Raw genomic sequence first — 24,628 nt, 5'->3', positions numbered from 1 at the left:
ATGGAAAAATCCACAATAACACTGACCCGAAAAATTCAGTTACTTATTGATGTTCCATCAGATCAAAAAAAAGAAGTTTGGGAAAAACTCTACCAATATCAGAACCGATGCTTCCGAGCGGCAAACTTAATCGTTTCCCATTTGTATGTTCAGGAAATGATCAAAGATTTCTTCTACCTCACAGAAGAAATACAATATAAGTTAGCTGATGAAAAAAAAGATCAGACGGGAATGTTTAACCGTTCGAAAACTGGCACTACAGCACGAATGGTGTTTGACCGCTTCAAAGGGGAAATCCCGACAGATATTCTTGGAAGCCTCAACAATACAATTCAATCTACTTTTTCTAAAAATAAAGCCGAATATTGGAAAGGCTTAAAATCTTTAAGGAATTTTAGAAAAGATATTCCAATCCCGCTTCCGATCAAATGTATTAGCAAGTTAAGGTATGATCCTGATAAGAAAGCATTTTGCTTCAATATGTTTGCGATACCTGTTAAAACATATTTAGGAAAAGACTATACTGATAAGCGACTAATAATGGAACGCCTGCTAAAAGATGAAATAAAACTTTGCACTTCACAGATACAACTGAAAGACAGGAAAATATTCTGGCTTGCAGTTTTTGAATTTGAAAAGGAAGAGAATCATTTAAAACCCGAAATCATTGCGGAAGCTTCCCTATCTTTGGAACATCCAATAGTTGTAAAAGTCAATAATATCCGAATGAATATAGGATCAAAGGAGGAGTTTTTATATCGCAGACTTGCAATTCAGGCAAGTCAAAAAAGGATTCAAGATGGCATAGCCTATGCCCGTTCAGCAAATGGAGCTAAACGCAAACAGAAGGCATTGTATAAAACAGAAAATCTTGAAAGCAGATATGTAAGTAATCGGCTTCACGTGTACAGTCGGCAACTTATTGATTTTTGCATCCGCCAGCAGGCAGGCACACTCGTTCTTAAAAATCAGGAGGACAAAATTGGGATTGCAAAAGAACAGGAGTTTGTACTTCGTAATTGGAGTTATTATGAGTTGCAAAACAAAATAAAATACAAAGCTGAAAAAGCCGGAATTGAATTGATTATTGGATAAAAAATAACGAGGGTGCTTGTACACCCGCAGGGTGAGGTCTTGATACACTCACTAAATACTCTCGTAGTATATACAACGGCGTGGGCTCTTTTTTCTCTAAAGCTATAAGGGCTCAAAATTTTCCAGAATAACTTTTTAACTTACACAGTTAGTGAGATACTACCTTCATCAAACAATTTCATATTCCCCTGTTGAATGTGAAATTGGTATAACTTCGATTGTTGTACCAAATTTTATGTCTTTTTCGGGAATATTTGTCCAACCTTCCAATTCATCAGAATAGAAATAACCTTTGACTTGATTTTCTTTTACGTATTTAACTTTAACTTTTTCTCCATACTGGGGATGTTCAAAATCCTTTAGATATCTTGCTCGTGTCAAGGAAATAGTTTTTCTATCCTCATTAATTTCATAAATATAAAAATGAAAACTGCTGTCAATTGGTAAATAATTATGTAAATCATCTCTTTCAACAAAGGCAAAATTCGAAACATTTTTTCTTAAAATAAATGCCTGTACCGTTTTCCCATTTTGATATAATTCAATCTGAGCACTGTTTTCAAAATAACCAATTACTTTTCCCATTAGAGGAGAATCTACATCTATTGCCTCCGACCAATCATCGAATTGGTGAGCAAACTGTCTTTTAATACTAAACTTCAGACCGTTCTTATCAGCATCAAATTCTGACACCATTGCTTTAATCTTATGCCCTTTTTGGTAAATTTTTTCAAAACGTCCCACTGAACCATAACCAATTTCAGACCAATGAATAAAGCCAGTATTTCTTCCTTCCAGATATTTCACAACAAGTCCTTTTTCGGGAATTATTTCAGTAATTTCCACATCAACCACTTTTTTGGAATTCATGTCAAAGTACTCAAGTTCTGGCGTTTTGGAAAGTCGTTTTATAGAAACATCTATCCGCTTTTTGTTAGCATCAATCGCAACAATAAGTACTTCAATTTTGTCATCAACCTTAAATTTGGATGTGTAGCATTCTGCGTAATCCCACGAAATTTCTTGTTTAGGAAATCCACATTCAAGCCCCTCTTCAATTTCACAGATAACCGAAAACTCATTAATCTGCTTAACGGTTACATTAATGATATCATTGGGCTTCAACTTTTTGAAAGTATTGTTTTCCCAAGGGTTTGAAAGGATTTGTAAATGACCAATAAAATTTGATGAATGTGAAGTATAGTTATCAATAACAACATCTAATTCTGTTCCAATTGGAAATTTAGAAGTTAGGTCAAGAAATCGGCTTGGCGTAGCTTTATACCTAGGAATGTAAATCCAGTGATTTAATTCGGGGGTTGACACTTTAAGTCCTCTTTGTAAACCCTGTTTGTCAACTTGTATTTTTTCAACCTTGCAAAGGTAAACTTTATCCGCATTTAAGACGGCTTCAATAAAATGTTTAGGATCAGATATAGTTCCTTTGTTTGATAGAATTATATTGTGGGTATTATTATCAAACTCTATGATAGTTAGATATAACTCATCTTCAATCTTGAATACTTTCCGTGCATCTGGAATTTCAATATCTGAAAGTAGATTGTTGACAAGTTCAAACTTAAGTCCAAACGCGTTTACAACAACCGTATCTTTTTGAACACTATCAACAATCGCAGGAACCAATCTTCCGTTTTTACTGTGCTCATTGAGACTTTCCCAAGCTAAGTATTCAATTGTTGCTTTGTTAGGTCTCAAGGAATAACAGGTGACAATATATTCTTGGCCTTCAGCTGAAACACATTTGATTTTAGGATTTTTGTTTATCTGGTCAAATCCTTTTGAGTGGGTTAAAATTTTAGTAACTGTTGTTGCTCTTTCATAACCATTGCTACCTCTAGCCAAAATATATACAGAATTGTAATTTTCTGTAGCATAATAATCAGCCCATTTTGTATATGCTGGTGCACCCTGACTTTCCCAAGTTTCATCTTTCGCAACGAGTATAACACCTACTTTAAGGTTCTTTGAAATGTATTTTAGATTGGTTCTTTCGTCAAACTCTCTGGTTGCTAATTCCTTGAACCAATTAAATAATCCATTTGCTTCTATATTAAATTCCGAACTTGGTGGTAAAGTATCAATAAGTTCACCATAAAAATGAAATTCTGGTAAAAGGATATTGAGGAAAAGTCCTTTGTCATTTGTTGGTACAAGCGTTTCAAATTCCTTCTTTGTTTCATCATCAAATTCATTGAGTTTTCTGCGAAATGTTGTCAGTACTTCTTTGCGATTATTTCTTAATATAATATGAGTTGTAAGCAAATCAATTGCTTTCGAAGATTGTTTGTCTAAGTAATCCTTTGCAGTGGCGATTAAACCAGTTTGAACAAAGTTTAAGGTGGCATTATAGAAATTTAGATTATGGTCCTTTTTATTAAAGCTCAAACAAATAATTGCTTCACCCTCTTTTAATATATTCTGCTGATTTTCAGCAGTTACCCACTCAATTTTACATTTTGGCAAAATTGGACTTTCAAAATTTTGATTATAATTTTGGATAATACTGTTTATCGTTCCTTGATATTCTTGTTCAACACTAAACTTTCTAACTCCTTTTCCAATCCATCCGAAGAAGGCAGCAATATCTGCCAAAACGATTTTACCTTTTGACCATACTTCGCCAAAAAGATATATATAGCCAAAAGCAATTAACAAAGGTGTGACACCAAAAACCAAAATCATTTTTAGCAACTCGTTCATTTCTTTAATTCGTTTTTACGGTTATACTCTTCTACACAAACAGGACTATCACAAATGAAATCATAGGTCTTATCTTTTCTTGGAATGATTAGTTGAATGTTTTCCAATGAAACTACTTTCGAACAAACTTTGCAAAGCCGTTCTCCTTTCTCGATAGATTCCAATTCATCGATAGATTGAAGCAATTTCTTCAAATCTTCCTTAAAAACGGCTGGTATCTTATTTTTTCCCTCCATATAAACTAATTTTTTATATGCTACTCTTAATGCTTTTTTACATTTTAAATTTGAGCATTGTTAAAATCCGACTAACAAATGTAGCACGAACTATTTCTAACACTAATATAAAGTTATTTTATCATTGATTGTTAGCCGTTTATAATTTTTTTTATCTTTATTTTTTCTTGGTTTCAAAATTTTTTGTTTTATGAAAAAAAAAACAGATAAATTAATTGCACTTTTTAAGAGAGTAGTTAATAATTTATAATTAAAAAATGTCTTTTTCCTATTATATAAGCTAGATATTCTCCCACCATATATAATTACTTTAATCCGAATAGGCTAAAGATTTTTATAGCAATTTTTTCCGTGTAATTTCACAATAAGTCTTTTCTTACAACCAAAAATTCCTTTAACAAAGGATTCATATACTTCTCGGTAGTAAAATTTGGCGGAGTAGAAAAAACAAGTTCCGCAGTTTTTTCAACCTTTTCGCAGAAATGGCAAGAGAGTCTTTGGAGGTACAAAATGTAAATTTTGTATATACAAAGACACATCTTGCTATAGAGTTTTCATGAGTCAGAAATTTTATTTAGTCTACCTTAATTTATACCAGTCGGAATGGCTGAATTTAGTCTAGCTTAGGTCTCTTGATAATTGGAAGATTAATTAGCGAAGAACCTTTATTATAATGTGAAACATCAAGTGTATTTATATTTTTTTCAAGAGTAGATTGCCAATTCAAAATAGGTCTTCCAAGTGAATTTTTCCAATCTGCTTCTTTCCATTTCTGAAATTTTTGAATCAATAAATCATCTAGTTTTTCTGAATAGTCTTTTAAAGTTTTTGCAAAATCCATAAACTGTTTTAAGTTCGGATATTTTGAAAATGAGCTATTGGTATTAATTTCCGATTCCACAATGGTTTTTAATTCATCAATAGGTTTATCTTTTATTTCATAGGTGTTTGGTGTTACTTTTGGCATTGGGTTTCCATTTAAAATAAAACGATTTGGAAAACCCCGATTTCTATTGTAATCTAAAAGTCCTAAAAGTTTGAGCTTATTTTTTGCAGTAATGACGGTTTGCCTGGAAAGCCCAAGCTCTTTTGCCATTTGATAGTCTGATAAAACAATTTCTTTTCGTGGATCTTCACATTTGTACAGGATAAAAGTAAAAACAGCTATAGTATTTGCGCCAATTTTATTTTTTGAATTTAAATCAAACATTTTCTCTAATAAGTTCACATCAAAAGTTTTTGAATTTCTCATCTTTTAAATGAAGATTTATATTGCTTTTGAACTTCTTCAGTTTTCTTACTAAGATATTCATTCAAGTCTTTAAAATTAGAATAGAGAGCTCGACAGTCTTTTACGTTTTGTAATACATCACTGATGATTTCTACAGCAAGATTCCCGGCTTGGTCATTATCAAAATAAAGCTCAATATTTTCGTATTTTTCAAGAGAATTTTTAATATTTTGGATCATCGAAACAGAGTTCAAAATGAGATAATCAGACGGTTCTTTTGCCAATTGATTCTCCACAGTTTTAAATGAAAGAAAATCAAAAAAACCTTCAAAAATCCTAACGAAATTTGAATTGTTTTTAATTGTTGAAACATCTTTTTTACCCAAACAAATCTTAGAGTATTTATTGCGGATTTCATAACCACCAGAATCATTTTTAAAACCTATCCCAAAATAATTCTTATCGTCTATCCGATAATGAATCTCTTGTAGAAATTCTGTTTGATCTTCAACTTTCCTGCTCTTTAAATATTCTAATAGTGCAGAATGCCTGACAGCTTTCACGTTAGTTATCTCATAATTTCTGCTTTGGTCATCACACTTCAGACTAGGAATGTTTTGCTTTTGAAAAGAAGAAAAATTTTGATTTTCAGCCCAATTCAAAACCCCATTGATGGAGGTATTCAGATATTTCTTCATAAAGTCTGTATTATTCCCACCAATTCCTTCTGAAAAGAGGTACCAATAGTTTAGGCTTTTATTGATTTTAAAAGAGGCCTGGGATTCGCTGGCAAAAGGATTGAGATACCAGGCTTCTTTTTCATTTTGTTTCGTGGGAAGGTGTCCGAGGCAAAGGAGGACTTCTTCCAACGATATGCTGTTGAATTGTTTGCAGTTCATAGAATTTTATTTTTGTGTTTTGTTTATAAAGTTTTTAATTCGCCTACCTTATTACCTATGCCTTTATTCATCGAGGTTTCTACGGATTTTACGTCCTACCTTTTATTACCTGGTTACCTTAATTTATCTCAGGTAATTAGGTAAGTTTACTTTTTTTCAGTTACCTTATCGTAAACTTTTTGTTAATGATGGTTTCAGCAATTTTCAGGTAGGTGGTAAGTAATTTTAAATTATTTCATTAGTCAATTTTCCTTCGGATCAAATATCCATAGACTTGTCTTTTCGGATGTTTTATTCTTTCGTAGTCCATTGCGGTCAAGGCTTTACCAATTTTTATAATGTTCAGCCGTACACCAAGCGCATTGTTCATCGCAAGCATAATGTCCGAAGGCGTCAGAAATTCACTTTGCAGTTTGGATTTTTCGAAATGATTAAGGATAATTTCCTGTTCTAGGGATACCTGTTTGAATTTTTCATTCCGTTTTTCATTTTCCTGGATATCTTCAGCCGTGAGTTCCGGATTATAATTTTTTCTTTCAAAAGCATTATAGTATGCTTGTGACCAAACTTTTTCAATATTGATTTCCTTAGAATAATTGAAATCAATCTCTAAAACCTCAAAAATCTGCCAACGTACACTTCCGGTTTCATCGGTTAAAAAATCCGACCGGTTGGTAGAACCACAAAACGACGCCGTTCGTTGCATCAATGACGATTTGCGATCGTAAGGCAAACGTGCATTGACGGTATTTTTTGAAATGAAAGACTTAAGAATATTGACATCCGTTTTTGACATTACCGAAAGCTCATCAATATTAACCAGAAGGTTTTTGCATAAGGAAATTAAGCCATCTTTATCAACACCAATGTCTTCTGTGTAATACTGTTCAAGATTTGCAGGAATGAGAAATCGCAGAAAACTCGTCTTTCCACTATTCTGCTTAGTATTGAACAGCACAAAACACTGTTTGTTGATGTAGCCAGGTTTCAAGGCACAAATTACAGTCCTGGTTATCCACTTCTCGAAATACTTTTGGAAGGATTTATCATCGGTTGTCTTTACATAACTGCAAAGCTTACTGATATGGTTATCGTTGTCCCAATTTTCCAAGTTTTCGAAATATTCCCGAATCGGATTGTACTGCTGAATCAAATGACTTCTGACCAGAATCTCCAATTTATTAATCGGAATATCAATTCCTGATCTGACAAGTTCTATAAATAAAGAATTCAAATTGAGTGCTGACCATTTTTTATCCGATACAAGTTTAATTTCGAACTCTAGTGATATTGTATTGTATCTAATTGAATATTTTGAATATAAATAATTAATCGCTCTGTCGAATATGGTTTTCGTTTCTGTCTCGATTTGATACAGAATTTTATTCTCTTCCATAAGCATTTTTTGATTTTGGAAGAAGTCACAAATAATTTTTATATTTGCTCTTTACTTCCAGTAAAACAAACATTTAAACCTAACTATGGCAGTAGTTAGGTTTTATTTTTTGTGTAAAGAAAATTCTATTGCTTCTTGTTGGATCTCGTCATTTGATTTATGACTGTTTTTCAGCAACCATTCGTCAATTTTTTTTCGTTCAAAGAATAGAATTTTTCCGGAAGGTTTTGAAAATGGGATAGAGTTGGTATGAACCAATTTGTAGATATAGGATTTCTTGAAACCTGTGTAATCTGAAAGCTCTTCTACATTAAGAATTGCTTTGAGCCCGAAAATATGTTTTTCAATTCGGTTGAGTTTGTGAATGATAATCTCGTTATTTTCCATCTGTTTCTTTTAATTGATTTAATGAAACAAAAGTCAACAATAAAAACCATAAATAAAAGACTACCAATAGCTTGTGGGCTAAATAAGAATATTTTGGATTGATTTTATCTGTCAAAAGGTTAAAAAAGATTAATCTGGATTCAACTGAATTCGCAAGCGATTTTCATTTAGTTTAAAAATAGAAAACGGAATTTTCACAACTCGATATTTAATTCTGGAATAATCTCAGCAGCTTCTTTCATTTTGCTATCCACAATTTTTGCGTAAATCTGCGTTGTTCTTAATTCCCGGTGTCCCAGTCTTTTTGAAACTGTGTAAATATCAGCGCCATTTTCCAGAAGTAAGACAGCATTCGTATGTCGGGCGGAATGAAAAGTAATATGTTTGGGAACCGCCGCACGATTGCACCAACGGATAATTTCAGTATTATAGGTCATTCCATATTTTAAGCCTTTGAAAACTCTTTCTTGCGGATCTTGTCTTTCGCCCAGCAATTCTCTGGCTTGTTTTGAAATATAAAGATATTCTACACCCTCAGTTTTTTCTTGTCGGAAATTGACTCTGGAAACATCACCTTCATCACGAACTTCTTTCCAGGTCAACGTATTAATATCTGACCAACGTAGTCCTGATAAACAAGAAAAAAGAAAAGCTTTTTTCAAAACCGGATATTTACATTCAGCTTTGGCTAAACGTTGTAATTCATCAAAAATTAGATATTCTCTTTGGCTTTCAGCCTGTTCAAAGGATTTGACTTTTGATGCGTAATTTATAGTCAAATATCCATTATCGAAAGCACTTCTTAGAGCAGCTTTAAACTTGTTGAAATATGAATATTTTGAGTTCTGAGAAAGTGGCAGCTCACTTTTTGTGAGAGCATCTTTTTCGAAATATCGGTGAACTTTCTTGACGAAGCTTTCATCAATTTCATCGAAAGTCATATTTTTTGGAACAATCTTATTAAGATGTTGTAGCGTAGAAAACCAGTTACCGTAATTATTAGAAGTATCTTGCTTTTGCTTTTCTTCAGTCAACTCCTCAAAGTATGTTAAAAAAGTCCTTTTACTTTTTACGGTATCTTTTAAATCGTAACGACCTTGGACATATTCAGCTTTTTTGATTGCCAAAATACTTTCGGCAAGAGCCATAGTTTCTTTATTCTCTTTTTTTTCCTTAGTCGACTTTGGATCGGGGTGCAAATACAGTTTCAAATACTCAAAATTCCGCAGGTGAACTCTTCTTCCCTGTGCATTAGTAGAAGAGCCTTTGTAATACTCAATGAAAAGACTAATCCTTCCATCAGCTAAATTTTTCTGTTTTAAAGTAATATTCATATCTTTTATTTGAGGTGTACATTTGTACACCTTTGTACTACTTTTTGTAGTTCGAGGTGTACAACAGGTGTACAAATATATAAATAAACTCCAAAAAGAGAAAATAAATTTTTTATAAATGATTGATAATCAAATAAAAGAAAGAAAAAGAAATCAAAGAAAAGCTAAATTATTTCCCGATACAAAACTTGCTAAAAATATTCCCCAAAACCTCATCATTGCTGAACTCTCCAGATATTTCACCAAGATATTCCAAAGCATTACGAAGTTCATAAGCCAAAAGTTCTGTTGTGATTTGCGAACTCACCGCTTCATCTACTCGTTTAACTGAATTCAGAGACTTTTGCAAAGCTTCGTAATGACGTTGGTTTGTGATGACAACATTTCCCTCTTCAGATTTCAGATGTTCTATGTATGAAGACAACTCATTTTTCAAATCTTGAAGGTTTTGGTTTTCAACGGCTGATATTTTTATAAAATCAAAATCAGTGGAGATTTCATTTCTAAAAATTTGCTCTAACTTTTCATACTGAGTCGGGATGACTTCATCGATTTTTGTGGCGCAGATAATCAGTTTTAGATCATCTCTCAATAGAGACTTTATCATTTCTATATCTTCAGAAAAATCCTCAGTTCCAGCATCAGCAAGATAAACTAAAATCTCAGCATTTTCTACTTTTTCTTTAGCTTTTTTTACACCAATCGCTTCAATTTCGTCAGCTGTTTCGCGTAAGCCGGCTGTATCGATTAATCGGAAAGCGTGACCTTTGATATGGAGAATTTCTTCAATCGTATCACGAGTTGTTCCTGCTATATTGCTTACAATTGCTCTCTCTTCTTTTAACAGTGCGTTGAGAAGTGTAGATTTTCCAGCATTCGGTTTTCCAATAATTGCGACTGCTGTTCCATTTTTAATTGCATTTCCGTATTGGAAACTTTCAATCAAAGAATTTAATTTATCTTCAATTTTATAAAGTAATGATTTAAGTGCTGTTCTGTCAGCAAATTCCACATCTTCTTCAGCAAAATCAAGTTCTAATTCTATTAAAGAAGTGAAGTTCAGCAAATCATTTCTCAGGAATGAAATTTCGTTCGAAATTCCACCTTTTAATTGATTCAAAGCTACTTTTCTTGACGCTTCGTTTTCAGACGCAATCAGGTCTGCAATAGATTCAGCTTGAGACAAATCGATTCTGCCATTCATAAAAGCGCGCATTGTGAACTCTCCCGCTTGCGCCATTCTTGCGCCATTTTTAATTAAGGTTTCAAGAATTTTTTTACCAATGTAAGGTGAACCGTGGAAAGAAATTTCTACAGAATTTTCTGTCGTGAAAGTTTTTGGTGCGTGAAAAACAGAAATCATTACTTCATCAATCGTTTCATCTTCATCCTTGATAAAACCATAATGAACCGTGTGCGATTCCACCTTTTCCAGATTTTTTCCTTCAAAGATTTTATTGACAATTTCAAAAGATTGATTTCCGGAAACCCTGATGATTCCAATCGCCCCAATTCCGTTAGCTGTTGCCAGCGCACAAATAGTATCCTGATTCATGCCCGCAAAGTTACGTGATTAATATTCAAATTAACTTTAGAAAAAGTAAAATACGAATTTTGAAATCATCAATAACTCCAAAAACTCCACTGTTCGCCATTATAAACAGCAAGGGTTTTGAGTGGCCCATTGGATAACAAAACCATTGTTCCGGGAGCTGGGTTGATGATATTCTGATAAGAAGTTGCGATTGGCAAAACCATCGCCTTGGAAGAAGATTCCAGAACCAGAATTCCATCAGCTGAAGAAGTATTACTTCCAATAATTACTTTAGAATTGGTATTTTCTCTTGCTGTAGGCTGAATGGTTAAATAAGAAGTTGCATTAGCAGGCTGGACACTCAGATCTATCCAGGCTGTTCCATTGTAATATTTTGCCTTTGCAGCCGACGCTGTGGATGCATCAAAAATTATACTTCCTGCCGTTGTTATGGCGGTTTTATCTGTCACATAAGGCAAAATAAGTCCACGATTGCCCGCTGTAGAAAACTCCATCAAAACAGATGTTTTGTCCGCCGCACTCCCTACTGCATCACCAAAAATAACCTGTGCAGATATATGGTTCTTACAAGTAATAAGAACAACTAGCAATAATAATTTTTTCATTTTTAAGGGCAAGTTTTTCTGTTGAAACATTTCCATCCGACTGATGAATTCACGTAAACCTTCAAACAGTTTTCTGTAGTGTCATAAACCATCATTCCTTCTACAGGATTGGTAATATTGGCAAGTCCAGCGGTAGAAACCCTAGTTGGTACAAAAGCTTTTCGATTGGATTCTAAAGCCAGGAAACCGCCTTTTCTCACCATTGGCCAATTATCCGCAGCTGCGGCTCTTCCCTGAGATGTAATTCCGATTTTGGTATCCTGAACAGTTCCCGATGTTACTGCATTTTCTAAACAGTAAAGAGACAAAGAGTTGGTACTGTACGCAGAAAACGCCACATCACTATCACCAGATAATACTTGTACAAATTTGACCGCACTTTGATAATTAGCAAGTGTAATCCCAAAATCGCTTAATTTGAAAGTCAAAACTCTCACGTCTCTTGTTGTTCCAGAGAAACCACTTCCGCTATTATAGTTGTGGGGACAATTTCCAGCAAAATAAAAACTCCAGAGTGCCGTTCCGGAAGGCGTTACTGAAGAAAAATTAACATCCTTTTGAACACCAACAGTGTTGCCATTGATGTCAGTAAACTTAAAAACATCAAAGGTTGTACTGGGCGCACCAACCTGAGTTACAATAATATCCGGAATATTATCTGTAATACAATTAGGATTAATATCCGCCAAAACATTCACGTAGAAACTTAAGTCCTGTCTTGGAATATTGAAAACCGCCGTACTAAGATCAAGACCATTTAGCCCATCTCGCAAATAATATCCAAGTGAAGTATCGCAACTCAAGGATGGTCTGTTGGTCTGATCCTGTAAAACACCATTCACATATCTTGGAATTCCAATAAGGTAATTTGTAGAGGTGCTTCCAACAGAAAAAGATGTGGGAAACGCTCTATAATTTTCATTAACATAAGTTCCGACTCTGGATCCAAACAATGTTGGATTAACGCCTGAAGAATAATTAACACCTCCCACCGAGAAACCTAAAAGGTTATTAGTATCTTGTGCTGTAACATAGCTCCCTGAATTATTCTGCGATGTCCAGAATGTATTATAATCTCCATAGATTACATCTGGCCGAACCTGAGAGTCAAAAAAATAACCGGTAAAAAAAGCAATCAAAACAAAAGCTTTTTTATAAAATATCATATCCATTTAAAACAATTTTCATTTTCATACCAACCAACCCGTATGTTCTGCAACAAATATATATAAATTTGCCAATCACAACATATAACACTGATTTATATCATAACTATTGACAAAAATTTGATTATTATTAATAATTTTATATGTATAATCTTTTTAAATTACATTATCATTAATTTATAATTACAAATCTATTACAGATAGTAATTTCCTATATTTGCAGCTAATTTTTTTAAGATAATGAATGCATTTATAGAAGAGCTAAAATGGCGCGGACTTTTTTCTGATATGACGCCGGGAACGGAGGAACAACTGGATAAAGAAATGACAAAAGCTTACATCGGGTTTGACCCAACTGCAGATTCTTTGCATATCGGAAGCCTTATTCAAATCAAAATTCTGGCTCACTTTCAGCAACACGGTCATCAGCCGATTGCTTTGGTTGGAGGCGCAACAGGAATGATTGGAGACCCTTCCGGCAAATCAGCAGAACGTAATCTTTTGAGCGAGGAAACGCTACTCTATTATGTTGATTGTCTGAAAAATCAATTATCCAGATTCCTAGAATTTGATGGTGATGGTGATAATAAAGCCATTCTTGTCAATAATTACGATTGGATGAAGAATTTTACTTTCCTGGATTTCGCTAAGAATATCGGAAAGCACATCACAGTCAATTATATGATGGCAAAAGATTCTGTGAAAAAACGTTTCTCCGGAGATTCTGGTGTGGATGGAATGAGTTTTACCGAATTCACTTACCAACTTTTACAAGGTTATGATTATCTTCATCTTTACCAAAATGACGGTGTGAAGCTTCAAATGGGAGGTTCTGACCAATGGGGAAATATCACAACAGGAACAGAATTAATCAGAAGAAAAGCACAAGGTGAAGCCTACGCTTTAACCGTTCCTTTGATTACAAAAGCAGATGGCTCTAAATTTGGAAAATCTGAAAGTGGCGAGAATTATTGGTTAGATGCCAAAAAAACTTCGCCTTACAAATTCTACCAATTCTGGTTGAATGCCACCGATGACGATGCAGAAAGATTCATCAAGTTCTACACTTTTCTTCCAAAAGAAGAAATTGAAGCTTTGGTTGAAGAACATAAAATAGCTGCTCACGAAAGAAAACTTCAGAAAAAACTAGCCGAAGAAGTAACCGTTTGGGTTCACGGACAAGCTGAATATGAGAAAGCATTGAAGGCGTCTCAAATTCTTTTTGGACAATCTACAGCTGAGGATTTGGTAAGTCTTGATGAGGAATTGTTCCTTCAAATTTTTGACGGCGTTCCACAAAAAGAAGTTTCAAAATCTGAATTAGTTGGTAGCAATATTGTTGATTTGATTTCTGAAAAAACAGGTTTCTTAAAATCTAAAGGTGAAGCTAAAAGAGAATTAACAGGCAATGCCATCTCCGTTAACAAAACCAAAGTTGGCGAAGATTATTCGGTTTCAGAAAGTGATTTGATTGATGGAAAATTCCTTCTTCTACAAAAAGGAAAGAAAAATTATTTCATTGTAAAAGGAATCTAAATTTCAACAATCATTAATTAGTTCAATTACATTTTTATTAAATGGCAGTTATCATTTTTATCATAGTACTTTGGTACTCCGGTTTATTTTTTCAGACATTTTTTCTTCATCGTTATGCAGCGCATCAAACATTTAAGATGTCAAAATTTGGTGAAAAATTATGTTATGTTTTAACGTGGGTTACACAAGGTTCTAACTATCTTTCAGCTTATGGTTACGGTGTAATGCACAGATTGCATCACGCTTATGCAGACACGGAAAAAGACCCACACTCTCCAAAATACGATGCTAATTTATTCGCAATGATGTGGAGAACGAAAAAAATCTATCAACAAATCAATGACCAAAAAGCAAAGATAGAAGAAAAATTCACCAAGAATGTACCGCAATGGAGAGGTTTTGACAGATTTGCAAGTTCTTGGGGTTCCAGAATCGGATGGGCAGTTTTATACACCGTATTTTTCTACTTTTTCGCAACTGCTTGGTGGCAATGGCTTTTGTTGCCGGTTGCTTATATGATGGCGCCAATCCATGGCGTAATTATCAATTGGTTTGGTCACATCTACGGTTATGTGAACTTCAAAGTTTCTGACACTTCCAAAAATCTTCTAAGATTTGATTGGTTGATGATGGGAGAAGCTTACCACAACAATCACCACAAGCACGGTGGGAGAGCTAATTTCGGAGGCGTGAGATGGCACGAAATCGACGTTACTTATTGCATTATGATTCTTTTGGATAAGATGAAATTAATCAAACTGAATCCTGTCGCAGTCGTAAAAAGAGAAATTTAATTTTAAAATAAATATTTAGGTTAGGCATTTGTCTAACCTAATTTTTTTTGCGTTGAACAAGAATATCTATTAATTATAAAATTAGTAATATCTTCGTGCAAAACACAAACTATGCATCCTTTTTCGATAACATTTCACACAGCTGACCATCTTGTATTCAAAATTATTTCTGTTGTTCTCGGTCTTTTTATTGTTGGGACTTGGATTTATAATTCTTCTCACATTAAATTGATTTTACGCATAATCATTGGGTTAATTGGAGGAATTGCCGGATATTATATTGCGCTTTTCTTTTTTGGAATTATTCAATTTTCTTACACAACAGTCAAAGACAATTTCAATTCCAATAAATATTCTGCTACGATAATCAAATATGAAAATTTCGTCAGCACAAGCACTTCCAGAGATAGTAGAAGTATTGGCTCAAGAACAAGACGAAACACATTCTACAAACCACTATTAGAATACAAAGATAAAAAGGGAATTACCAAAAACTCTTTTGGGGATATATCTTTCAGCGACAATAATAAAAAACCTGTTGGCGAAAAGATAGACATCATTGTAGAAGATGGCGAAGTAAGGATGATTACGCCAATCAAGACTTTTACTTTTATAGTAAACATCGTTACGGTTTGCTTTACGATTATTTTCTACTATATCCTTTACAGTTATGCAAAAACTCAATCCTTAGAAAACATAGGGAACTTTGCTTTGGTAATATTCGGATATGTAATTTTTCCTATCGCTTTTTGTGTTCTTATTTATCTATTTTTAAATATTGGTTATGATTATTTTTTCCTTGGTAAAAGATACACGGGTAAAAATACAGCAATTGGAGTTTCCGCTTTAGGAATCTTCTTGTTGCTTTGCTTATTTGGATTGATAAAAAGTCTATTTACCAAAAAGCGTAAAAAGAAGAAAAAGAAATTATCAAAAATGAATAAAAATCAGGAATTATAATTTTAGATTATCTTAATAAATCTTACTAATAAAAAAAATACCGCTGAAAATCAACGGTATTTTGTTTAGGATATAATTTCAATTAGATTTTTATCAAACCTAATTCAATCAATCTTTCTCTTAAAAATTCTCCCGCTGTTGCATCAGGGTACAATTTCGGATTATTTTCATCAACACAATTTTCAAGTGCATTCAAAGGCATATCGCTCACCGGATGCATAAAAAATGGAATAGAATATCTTGAAGTTCCCCATAATTCTCTTGGCGGATTGACCACTCTGTGAATCGTGGATTTCAATTTATTGTTCGTGTGTCTTGATAACATATCGCCAACATTAATCATCAATTCATCGGGTTCTGCAATCGCATCAATCCATTCACCTTTGTGGTTTTGAACCTGAAGGCCTTTACCTTGAGAACCCATCAAAAGCGTAATCAAATTAATATCTCCGTGAGCAGCAGCTCTTACCGCATCATTCGGTTCTTCGGTAATTGGCGGGTAATGAATTGGTCTAAGGATAGAATTCCCCTCAGCAATTTTATCATCAAAATAAAACTCATCCAAATTAAGATACAAAGCCAAAGCTCTCAAAACATATTTCCCAGTTTTTTCAAGCATCTTGTAAGTTTCTTTACCAACTTCATTGAACTTTGGAAGTTCTTCCACAATTACATTGTCAGGATATTCGCTTTTGTATTTTGAATCATCCGAAACATACTGTCCGAAGTGCCAAAATTCTTTCAAATCTCCTTTTTTAAAGCCTTTTGCGGTTTCTTTACCAAAACCAACATAACCTCTTTGTCCTCCGATTCCGGGAATCTCGTACTTTAATTTGGTTTCTGTTGGGAGTTGAAAGAAGTTTTTGACTTCTCCATAAAGATTGTCTACGAGTTGGTCATCCAGGAAATGTCCTTTCAGGGCTACAAAACCAATTTCTTCGTAAGCTTTTCCGATTTCATTTACAAATTTCTGTTTGCGTTCCGGGTTGTCCGAAAGGAAATCACGCAGGTCTACACTAGGTATTTTATCCATTTTAGAAATTTTTCGTGGTGCTAAAATACGTTTTTTATAGCACACAAAACTTATAGATAAAAACTATTCAAAATTCTAAGTTCTGTTATTTATCTTTGCACAATGGATTTACAATATCTCGTAAGAGAACCTCAAAATATCACACCAGAAACGCCCGTTTTGTTTTTGCTTCACGGTTATGGAAGCAATGAAGAAGACCTTTTTAGTTTTGTTCCAACTTTACCGGAAGATTGGTTGGTCATCAGTTTCCGAGCACCGAAGAATTCCAGCTACGGAGGCTATGCTTGGTTTGATATCGATTTCAATAATGCTGAAAATTTTGTGGACGAAAATGAAGCTAATGAAGCTGTAAAACTGGTTTTGGAAAATATTATGACCGTTACCAACAGATATGGTTTGACGGATAACAAGACGCATCTTTGCGGTTTTAGCCAAGGCGGAATGATTGCTTATTCTCTGGCTTTACAATATCCGGATTTGTTCTCGAAAGTAGCTTGTCTAAGTTCTTATCCAGAAGAGAAGCTTCTGAAAAACATTGTGAAAGAAAAAAAGAAATTAGAAAATCTGCGTTTTTTTATTTCTCACGGAACAGACGACGCGGTGATTCCTTTGGATTGGGGCAGAAAAGCAGCAGATCTTTTATATGATTTGAGCGCTTATTTTTCGTTTAGAGAATATATGTCCGGACACGGCGTGAATCAGAAAAACTATCTCGACTTGATGGAATTTTTTAAGAAATAAAATAAAAATCCCGAACATTAATTCTGTTCGGGATTTTTTATGTTTTGAAATAAATTTCAAATTAAGAATTCATCAGGTCTTCGATTTCTTCCACAGTAATTGGGATATTCGCCATCAAATTAAATGGTTTTCCTGAAGATTGAATCACATAATCGTCCTCAATTCTCACTCCAAATCCTTCTGCCGGAATATAGAAACCAGGTTCGTTTGTAAATACCATATTCTCTACAAAATCATCGGTCAAAATTCCATAATCGTGCGTATCCAATCCCATATGATGAGAAGTTCCGTGCATCATAAACTTCTTGTAAGCAGGCCATTTTGGATCTTCATTCTGAACATCAGCTTTATCAATCAAACCTAATTGCAACAATTCCACAGTATAAACTTCGCCCATTTCTTTGTGGAATCTGTGCCAGTTATTTCCTGCAACCAAACGCTGTTCTGCTTCTACTTTACATCTTAACACAGAGTTGTAAACTTCTTTTTGTCTATTGGAATATCTTCCGTTTACAGGAATTGTTCTGGTCAAATCACTTGAATAATTCGCATATTCTGCGCCAACATCCAAAAGAATAACATCACCTTCTTTACACTGCATATTATTCGCAATGTAATGAAGAACATTAGCGTTGTTTCCGCTTGCGATGATTGGCGTGTAAGCAAAACCTCTGCTTCTGTTTCTTACAAACTCGTGGATTAGTTCCGCTTCGATTTCGTATTCCCAAACATTTGGCTTGATGAAATTCAGCAATCTTCTGATTCCTTTTTCTGTAATATTACAAGCATTTTGAATTAATGCTAATTCTTCCGGTTCTTTGATGCTTCTCAAACGCTGAAGAATTGGATTGCTTCTTTTATAATTATGCATCGGAAAATCCGCCTGTACTTTTTTAATGAAGCGGTCTTCTCTGAGTTCCGTTTCTACAGCATTCCTGTAATGCTCATTCTTGTTCAGATAAACATTTTCTGCTTCGTACATTAGATTTTTGAAGACTTTATCAAAATCGCTCAACCAATAAACCGTTTTGATTCCGGAAGTTTCAAAAGCTTGATTTTTGTCTAATTTTTCACCTTCCCAAACCGCAATATGGTCGTTGGTTTCTCTTAAAAATAATATCTCACGATTTTCTTCCAAATAAGCATCAGGAAAAATCACCAAAATACTTTCTTCCTGGTCTACTCCACTCAGATAAAAAATATCACGATGCTGCTGGAAAGGCATTGTAGAATCTGCACTGATCGGATAAATATCGTTGGAATTGAAAACGGCTAAAGATTTTGGTAACAATTGTTCTGCAAACTTCTTTCTGTTTTTCACAAAAAGAGAACTTGGAATCTGTTCGTATTTTGTTGTCATTATAAAATGGATTTGAATTACAATTTCCTATCAAATAAGAAATCAATTAAAGTGACCCAAATTTACAAAACATAGCTGTGCAAAGGAGAAACTAAACCTTAAATTTTTCATAAAATGCGATTTAACATAATATTCACAGCATTTTTACTTATATTTGGAATGCAATATATTCTAGATGAAAGTAAAATACCGAGTCATACTTGTTTTTTCTTTGATTATCCTTAGTTTTCTTAGCTACAAATTGAGTACTGAAAAAGTCAATTCGGATATAAAGCTGCCCAAACTCGCCCTTAATTATAATCTCCAAAAAGATATTATTTACAAGAATACGTCTGAAAATCAGCCATTAAAACTGGACATTTATCAGCCTAAAAATCTTAAAATCAAATCTCCTGTTGTTATTTTCATCCACGGTGGTGCCTGGGTTATTGGTGATAAAGAAATTGTTGCACAAAATTACAGAGCGTATGTTTTGGAAGAACTTGTTGACAACAATTACACGGTTATCAGTATCAATTTTACAAATATTAATAATGAAACGCATCTAGATAAAACTTTGCAGGATTGTAAAGATGTTCTGAAATGGATCAAAGACAATTCTGAAGAATATCAATTAGACATTAATAATATTGGCGTTTGGGGCGGATCTTCCGGTGCTCATATTGCAATGTTGACCGCTTATAATCAACAGAACCATACCAACTCCGGATTTCCAAAACTGAAATATGTGATTAACTTTTTCGGACCGTCTGACCTTAATGAACTTTTCAAAACTGATGCTAATAAATTACTTTTGAAAGCTTTTAAAATGTCTTATCCGAAAACTTACAACATAAGAAAACAAAAAATAAAGCAGTTGACAGGTTTCGATATCAATACTCAAAAAGAAGAGGCAATCAAGAAAAGTAAAGAATTTTCTCCGGTGACTTATATTACGAAACAAACTGTACCAACTTTGATTTTTCACGGAACCAGCGATAGTACTGTGGATATTTCACAATCTCAATTATTGGCAGATGCTTTAGAAAAAAACAAAGTTTATCACCAATATTTTGTTTTGGATAATGCGAAACATACTTTTAGTAATATCAATTTGGATGAAGCTAAAGATGTTGCCAAAAAAACTTTGGAATTTATAAAGTCACAGACCAAATATGTGGATTAAGTGCTTTAAATTTTTTCTCTTCAGAAAATCATTATTTTTATTTTCAGTTTTGATGACTGTTGTTTTGGATGCACAGATTACTTTTAAAATTGTAGAACTTCCTAGGAATACAAATCAAAATCCAAAGTTATTTCTGGCTTCTAATCTTAACAATTGGAATCCGAATGATAGCCAGTTTGAGTTCAAAAAAGATTCGGAAGGTTCATTAATATTGACGATTCCTACTCCATCCCAGAAAGTAGAATATAAAATCACGCAAGGCAATTGGGAAACAGCTGAAGATTCTCCAAACAGAACTTTGGAAGTTTCTAATTCTTCAAAAACTGTTGAATTAAAAATCCAAAACTGGACGCAACCAAAAGAGAAGAAACATACTGCGGCTTCTAATGTCAAAATATTAAGTGAGAATTTTAAAATTCCACAGCTTAATACGACGAGAAAAATCTGGATTTATCTCCCACCCGATTACGAGAAATCCAATAAGAAATATCCTGTGATCTATATGCACGACGGACAAAATCTTTTTGATGAATTCACGAGTTTTTCGGGAGAATGGAGCGTTGATGAAACACTGAATGAAATCTTTTCTGAAACCGGAGAATCTGCAATCGTCATCGGAATTGATAATGGTGGAGAGACGCGACTGGCAGAATATTCGCCGTGGAATAATGAAAAATATAAGACGAAAGGCGAAGGAAATTTGTATCTGGAATTTCTTACAAAAAATTTAAAACCTTATATTGATAAAACTTACAGAACTCAGAAACAGGCTTCTAAAACCTTGGTTATGGGAAGTTCTATGGGTGGTTTGATTTCACTCTATGCATCGGTGAAATATCCGACTGTCTTTGGAAAAGCCGGAATCTTCAGTCCTGCTTTTTGGTTTGTTTCCAAGGATCTGAAAGCCTATCTGAACAAAAACAAAAGCAATCTCAAAAATTCCAAATTCTATTTTGTAGCAGGAAAAAATGAAGATGAAACAATGGCTCCGGAAATCGAAACTGTGAATGAATCATTATTAAAGAAATCGGTTCCGGAAAAAAATATCGTCGTGAAAATAGATGAAGATGGAACGCATTCTGAAAATTACTGGAAAAGAGAACTGAAGCAAGCTTTGATTTGGTTGTTGAAGTAATAATTTTTACTTCTATATGTATTCTTTGGAATGACAAATCTTGTATTTTTTACGAAAACGGATAATAGGATGACAAAATCCCCAGCCCCGATTGTAGTGGTTACCCCGCAACTAGCTTTGGGAAAAGCCTGGGCGTGAGGAGTATGAACGAAAAGCGGGAAATAGCTCCAAAAAATTCAAAATAAAAACACTAAATTTGCAGCATTTATGGAAAGCAACAGACAAAGAAAAGTAGCGCAAATTATTCAGGAAGATATGGCAGAAATCTTCCGCAAACAGGCATCGGAAAGTAAAGAGAGCTTTTTGGTATCGGTTTCTGACGTGAAAGTAACTGCCGATTTGAGTATCGCAAAAATATATTTGAGCATCTTTCCGGCTGAACTGAGAAAGCCGATAATGAAAGAAATCAACACCAATAATGCTTTTTACCGCAACTATATTGGACAAAAAATGTCTAAGCAAGTGCGCATCATTCCGCAATTGTCTTTTTACATCGACACAAGTCTGGACGACGTGGAACGCATCGAAAGAGAACTAAAAGGCGAAGGCGACAACCCAATTCTATAACCTGCGACTGTATTGAAAAATGCTTTTTACATAGCATCTCGATATCTGATTTCTAAAAAAGGAAGTACAGCAGTTACCTTCATCACTTGGCTGGCGGCTCTTGCGATGGTGGCGGCTGTAGCAGCGATGTTCATTATCATTTCGGTTTTTTCCGGATTGGAGGAAATGAACAAGCAAATGATTGCCAATCTGCACGCAGACCTTACTATCAAAAGCAAAACCGGAAAGATTTTACCGGATATTGATAAAATCCAAAACTCGCTAAAGAAGAATTCTGATATTGCTCATTTCTCTAAATTGATAGAGGAAAAAGTCTATCTGAGTTATAAAAATAATGGCGAAATTGCCTACCTGAGAGGCGTAGATTCTGCTTACACAAGCGTGAATCCTATCAATGAGAATATTTTCTACGGCAAATATCCCGATTTCAAATACAGCAATGAGGTGATTATGGAAAATAGTCTGGACAACAGACTTTCACTTCCTGTGAATTCTAGTCAAGATTTTGCAACGATTCTGATGCCGAAACCCGGAAAAGGAATTATTCAGCAAGAGAACGATATTTTCAATAAGAAAGATATTTTCGTTAGCGGAATTTTCCCAGGCAATGACCAATTGGATAATTACATAATTGCTCCGATAGAATTAACGCAACAACTTCTTGGACTTCCAAAATCGGCTTGTTATCAAATCGTGATTAAGCTGAAAAATCCTGCCAATGCAGAAATCGTTAAGTTTAATTTGTCTAAAGAATTTGGAGACAAAATAGTCATCAATACAAAATCTGAAGAAAATGCAGCATTTTGGAAGATGATTAACACCGAGAAACTGATGATTTATTTGATTTTTGGTTTGGTGATTTTCATTACGACATTCAATTTGGCTGGAGCGATTACTATTTTGCAATTGGACAAAAAAGATCAGGCGAAATCCTTAGTTGCTTTAGGATTTAACAAAAAGAATCTTCGGATGATTTATTTCTTCACCGGATTTTTGATTGTCTTCTTTGGGATTATGATGGGACTTGTGATTGGTTCTATTATATGTTTTCTGCAAATCAGAACAGGGTTGTTCCGTGCCAGTGAGACCTTGCCTTTCCCAGTTAAAATAGAAATGATAAATTATATTATTGTTTCAGTTACAGCTCTATTCTTTGGGCTTTCTATTTCCTGGATTTTTTCTAAAATCAATAAAAAATATATTTCGGATAATTAGGAATATTATTAGTCTGATTTGACAAAATTCGTGATAGTTAAACAGCAAAGACCTGTTGTTAAATATTTAACATACTGATAAAATAAAAAATACAGATAAATTTATCTGCATTTTAGAATTTTGCAATTATAACATTAGCATTTTACAGATTATTAAAAAAAATCATCTGAATAGTAGCAAATCAATGTATAATGTTAATAATTAAATACTTTATTTATAAAATTATTTTATACCTTTAGCGCCCTTAATTTTTTGAAATGAAAAAATGTATTTTTATTCTTGCTGTTGGAATGTTCGGCATTACAAATGCGCAGATCCCGACAGGTTATTATGACAGTGCAGCCGGATTGACCGGATATGCACTTAAAACAAAGCTTGGAGAAATCATAACTGCTGGTTACCAAACCAAAAGCTATGATAATCTTTACAATGGTTATCCTACAACAGATACTGACAAATTCTACGAAAATGATGGCAGTGTTCTGGATATCTATTCTGAAAATCCTACTGGTACAGATCCTTACAACTATCAGCACGGTGTAAAAAAATGTGGTAATTATTCTGTAGAAGGTGATTGCTACAACAGAGAACACTCTATTCCGCAAAGTCTTTTTAACGAAGCAAGCCCGATGGTTTCTGACATCCAGCACATTCTTCCTACAGATGGAAAAGTAAACGGAATGAGAAGTAACTATCCTTATGGGAAAGTGAATAACCCGACTTGGACTTCTAAGAATGGATCTAAAGTTGGTCCCAATGCTTCTTCTGGTTATTCAGGAACTGTTTTCGAGCCGATTAATGAGTTCAAAGGTGATGTTGCGAGAGTAATGTTCTATTTTGTTACAAGATACCAAACAAGACTTTCCGGTTTCTCCAGTGGCAATATGCTTAACACAAGTAATGTTAATCAAGGCTTGACGACTTGGGAATTAAATCTTATGTTGCTTTGGCATCAGCAAGATCCAGTTTCTGAAAGAGAAATTACAAGAAACAATGCGGCTTACAATTACCAAAAAAATAGAAATCCATACATCGATCATCCAGAATATGTTGCTCAAATCTGGGGAACTGTAATGGCTGTAGATGACGCTTCTTTTTCTAAGAATTTGACTATTGCTCCAAACCCTGTAAAAGGTAATGTTATCAGCATCACTGGAGATAAAGATTTGAAGCAATTCAAAAAAGCATTTATCTACAACATGGTAGGACAAAATGTTCAAACAATTGAAAATCCGTTCCAGGGTGGAAATACAATTACTCTGAAAAATCTACCTAAAGGCGTATATATTCTTAAAACTGGAGAATTAAACACCAAATTTATAATTGAGTAATCAAAACAAATTTATTTCAATGAAAGACAGAAAATATTTTCTGTCTTTTTTTATTTCTTAATATTAAAAATCTAATATATTATCACATAGAAGATACAATATTTAATTAATAATAAATTACAGCTACAATGTTAATAATTAATAACATTAATCAATCATAATATTT

The 24,628-nt window shown here is 33.9% G+C and carries 22 protein-coding genes; 10 read left to right on the top strand and 12 right to left on the bottom strand.

Annotation, left to right across the window (positions count from 1 at the left end; translation table 11 throughout):
• Positions 1-1,095 (top strand): hypothetical protein, encoded by a 1,095-nt coding sequence (locus BUR19_RS04155; RefSeq protein WP_074233649.1) that lies wholly within the window; start codon positions 1-3, stop codon positions 1,093-1,095.
• Between the two features lie 168 nt (positions 1,096-1,263).
• Here the strand turns inward: BUR19_RS04155 and BUR19_RS04150 are convergent, their stop codons facing one another.
• The 10 genes from BUR19_RS04150 to BUR19_RS04105 form a co-directional block, all read right to left on the bottom strand.
• Positions 1,264-3,816: a S1 RNA-binding domain-containing protein gene (locus BUR19_RS04150; protein WP_074233648.1), complete on the bottom strand. Its 2,553-nt coding sequence runs from the start codon at positions 3,814-3,816 to the stop codon at positions 1,264-1,266.
• Entirely contained in the window at positions 3,813-4,052 is a 240-nt protein-coding gene (locus BUR19_RS04145; RefSeq protein ID WP_074233647.1) for a hypothetical protein, read from the bottom strand. Before BUR19_RS04145 ends, BUR19_RS04150 begins: the two co-directional genes overlap by 4 nt.
• A 613-nt stretch (positions 4,053-4,665) precedes the next feature.
• A complete protein-coding gene (locus BUR19_RS04140; RefSeq protein WP_074233646.1) occupies positions 4,666-5,304 on the bottom strand; it encodes a hypothetical protein in 639 nt (212 codons plus the stop codon).
• Positions 5,301-6,182 (bottom strand): toprim domain-containing protein, encoded by an 882-nt coding sequence (locus BUR19_RS04135; protein WP_074233645.1) that lies wholly within the window; start codon positions 6,180-6,182, stop codon positions 5,301-5,303. Before BUR19_RS04135 ends, BUR19_RS04140 begins: the two co-directional genes overlap by 4 nt.
• 238 nt (positions 6,183-6,420) lie before the next feature.
• Positions 6,421-7,578 carry a VapE domain-containing protein gene (locus BUR19_RS04130; RefSeq protein ID WP_074235535.1) on the bottom strand — a complete coding sequence of 386 codons (1,158 nt, stop codon included), beginning with the start codon at positions 7,576-7,578 and terminating at the stop codon, positions 6,421-6,423.
• 102 nt (positions 7,579-7,680) lie between these two features.
• Positions 7,681-7,965, bottom strand: coding sequence for a helix-turn-helix transcriptional regulator (locus BUR19_RS04125; protein WP_074233644.1), 285 nt, complete (start codon positions 7,963-7,965; stop codon positions 7,681-7,683).
• A 194-nt stretch (positions 7,966-8,159) separates the two neighbouring features.
• Entirely contained in the window at positions 8,160-9,299 is a 1,140-nt protein-coding gene (locus BUR19_RS04120) for a site-specific integrase (RefSeq protein WP_074235534.1), read from the bottom strand.
• A gap of 169 nt (positions 9,300-9,468) precedes the next feature.
• The gene (gene mnmE / locus BUR19_RS04115; RefSeq protein ID WP_074233643.1) at positions 9,469-10,854 is read right to left on the bottom strand and encodes a tRNA uridine-5-carboxymethylaminomethyl(34) synthesis GTPase MnmE; all 1,386 of its coding nucleotides are present in this window, start codon (positions 10,852-10,854) and stop codon (positions 9,469-9,471) included.
• A 68-nt stretch (positions 10,855-10,922) separates the two neighbouring features.
• Positions 10,923-11,459 (bottom strand): hypothetical protein, encoded by a 537-nt coding sequence (locus BUR19_RS04110; RefSeq protein ID WP_074235533.1) that lies wholly within the window; start codon positions 11,457-11,459, stop codon positions 10,923-10,925.
• 2 nt (positions 11,460-11,461) lie between these two features.
• Positions 11,462-12,631: a hypothetical protein gene (locus BUR19_RS04105; RefSeq protein ID WP_074233642.1), complete on the bottom strand. Its 1,170-nt coding sequence runs from the start codon at positions 12,629-12,631 to the stop codon at positions 11,462-11,464.
• Positions 12,632-12,865: 234 nt separating this feature from the next.
• On the opposite strand from BUR19_RS04105, the gene tyrS reads away from it, so the two are divergent.
• From tyrS to BUR19_RS04090, 3 genes are all read left to right on the top strand, one after another.
• Positions 12,866-14,161 (top strand): tyrosine--tRNA ligase, encoded by a 1,296-nt coding sequence (gene tyrS / locus BUR19_RS04100; protein ID WP_074233641.1) that lies wholly within the window; start codon positions 12,866-12,868, stop codon positions 14,159-14,161.
• 41 nt (positions 14,162-14,202) lie between these two features.
• Positions 14,203-14,955, top strand: a complete 753-nt coding sequence (locus BUR19_RS04095; protein ID WP_074233640.1) for an acyl-CoA desaturase — start codon at positions 14,203-14,205, stop codon at positions 14,953-14,955.
• Between the two features lie 111 nt (positions 14,956-15,066).
• Positions 15,067-15,915, top strand: coding sequence for a hypothetical protein (locus BUR19_RS04090; protein ID WP_074233639.1), 849 nt, complete (start codon positions 15,067-15,069; stop codon positions 15,913-15,915).
• A gap of 82 nt (positions 15,916-15,997) precedes the next feature.
• On the opposite strand, the gene BUR19_RS04085 is transcribed toward BUR19_RS04090, so the two are convergent.
• Complete coding sequence (locus tag BUR19_RS04085; protein WP_074233638.1) at positions 15,998-16,948, bottom strand: isopenicillin N synthase family dioxygenase; 951 nt, start codon at positions 16,946-16,948, stop codon at positions 15,998-16,000.
• A gap of 102 nt (positions 16,949-17,050) precedes the next feature.
• Between BUR19_RS04085 and BUR19_RS04080 the strand changes: the two genes are divergently transcribed.
• Entirely contained in the window at positions 17,051-17,689 is a 639-nt protein-coding gene (locus BUR19_RS04080) for an alpha/beta hydrolase (RefSeq protein ID WP_074233637.1), read from the top strand.
• A gap of 61 nt (positions 17,690-17,750) precedes the next feature.
• Here the strand turns inward: BUR19_RS04080 and BUR19_RS04075 are convergent, their stop codons facing one another.
• A complete protein-coding gene (locus BUR19_RS04075; protein WP_074233636.1) occupies positions 17,751-19,049 on the bottom strand; it encodes an aminopeptidase P family protein in 1,299 nt (432 codons plus the stop codon).
• 175 nt (positions 19,050-19,224) lie between these two features.
• Between BUR19_RS04075 and BUR19_RS04070 the strand changes: the two genes are divergently transcribed.
• The 5 genes from BUR19_RS04070 (at position 19,225) to BUR19_RS04050 (ending at position 24,462) form a co-directional block, all read left to right on the top strand.
• On the top strand, positions 19,225-20,214 hold the full coding sequence (locus BUR19_RS04070) for an alpha/beta hydrolase (RefSeq protein ID WP_074233635.1): 990 nt from the start codon (positions 19,225-19,227) through the stop codon (positions 20,212-20,214).
• Between the two features lie 52 nt (positions 20,215-20,266).
• The gene (locus tag BUR19_RS04065; protein ID WP_245799016.1) at positions 20,267-21,349 is read left to right on the top strand and encodes an alpha/beta hydrolase; all 1,083 of its coding nucleotides are present in this window, start codon (positions 20,267-20,269) and stop codon (positions 21,347-21,349) included.
• A 207-nt stretch (positions 21,350-21,556) separates the two neighbouring features.
• A complete protein-coding gene (gene rbfA, locus BUR19_RS04060) occupies positions 21,557-21,916 on the top strand; it encodes a 30S ribosome-binding factor RbfA (RefSeq protein WP_074233633.1) in 360 nt (119 codons plus the stop codon).
• A 12-nt stretch (positions 21,917-21,928) separates the two neighbouring features.
• Positions 21,929-23,131, top strand: coding sequence for an ABC transporter permease (locus tag BUR19_RS04055; RefSeq protein ID WP_074233632.1), 1,203 nt, complete (start codon positions 21,929-21,931; stop codon positions 23,129-23,131).
• Between the two features lie 257 nt (positions 23,132-23,388).
• Positions 23,389-24,462 (top strand): endonuclease, encoded by a 1,074-nt coding sequence (locus BUR19_RS04050; RefSeq protein ID WP_074233631.1) that lies wholly within the window; start codon positions 23,389-23,391, stop codon positions 24,460-24,462.
• Positions 24,463-24,628: the final 166 nt, after the last annotated feature.

Source organism: Epilithonimonas zeae (genome assembly GCF_900141765.1).
Lineage (GTDB): Bacteria > Bacteroidota > Bacteroidia > Flavobacteriales > Weeksellaceae > Epilithonimonas > Epilithonimonas zeae.
Note: the sequence above shows the minus strand (reverse complement) of the source record. Positions and strands in the feature narration are given on the sequence as shown.